At 70.3% G+C, this 1,010-nt stretch carries 1 protein-coding gene; it reads left to right on the top strand.

Annotated features, from left to right (window positions below; genetic code table 11):
- Positions 1–187: 187 nt before the first annotated feature.
- Entirely contained in the window at positions 188–991 is an 804-nt protein-coding gene (locus ACIGNX_RS34690) for an IS5 family transposase (RefSeq protein WP_396545805.1), read from the top strand.
- The last annotated feature ends 19 nt before the right edge of the window (positions 992–1,010 follow it).

Genomic DNA, 1,010 nt, shown 5'->3' with positions numbered 1-1,010 from the left:
AGTGCCTGTTTCCGAGCTTGAGGTGGTGAAGGCCCCTTTGGTGCGCAGACGGGGGAACTCCTGGTAGATCGGACGTTGTCGAAGCGCCGCTCTGCCAGGAGTTCCGTTGTTATCGTGCCCGATGCCCGCGGGCGGGTCCACCGCGGGTGCCCGTTGCTGCCGCCTGGCCGCCTCCCACCAGCCCACCGTGCGGACGGCCCGGTACCCCACCGACGTCACCGACGCCCAGTGGGCCGAGCTGGACCCGCTGCTGCCCGATCCGGCATGTCTGGCCGGGCGGGGTGGGCGGTGGGAGAAGCACTGCCGCCGGGTGATCGTGGACGCGATCCTCTATGTGGTCGACAACGGGATCAAGTGGCGGGCGCTGCCGGCGGACTTCCCGCCTTGGCCGACGGTCTACAAGCGTTTCGCCGCCTGGGAGAAGGCCGGCGCCTCCCAGCGGCTGCTCGACGCGTTGCGCGACCGGGTCCGCCTGGCCGAGGGCCGGGTGGCGGCACCGTCGGCGGCGGTCATGGACTCGCAGTCGGTGCGCGCCGCCGAGACCGTGGGCCGGTCCACCCGAGGCTGGGACGGCGGGAAGAAGGTCGCCGGTCGCAAGCGCCACATCGTCGTGGACACCATGGGACTGCTGTTGACGGTGTTGGCGACCCCGGCCTCGACGCAGGACCGGGTCGCCGCCCGCAGCCTGCTTCGGCGCCTGCGCGCCACCGCCGGGAAACGGACCGCACTGGTATGGGCCGACGGCGGCTACACCGGCCCTCTGCTCGACTGGGCCCGCAGGACCCTCGGCTTGGTGGTGGAGATCGTCCAACGTCCGCAGGTGCCGTACTTCACCGTGCTGCCCAGAAGGTGGGTGGTCGAACGCACTCTGGCCTGGATCACCGGACACCGCCGCTGCGTCCGCGACTACGAACGACTCCCGCACCACCACGAGGCCATGGTCCGCTGGTCCATGATCCGCATCACCAGCCGCCGACTCACTCAACAGTAGTAGCTCGGAAACAGCTACT

Source organism: Actinosynnema sp. NPDC053489, from assembly GCF_044544865.1.
Classification (GTDB): Bacteria; Actinomycetota; Actinomycetes; order Mycobacteriales; family Pseudonocardiaceae; genus Actinosynnema.
Note: the sequence above shows the minus strand (reverse complement) of the source record. Positions and strands in the feature narration are given on the sequence as shown.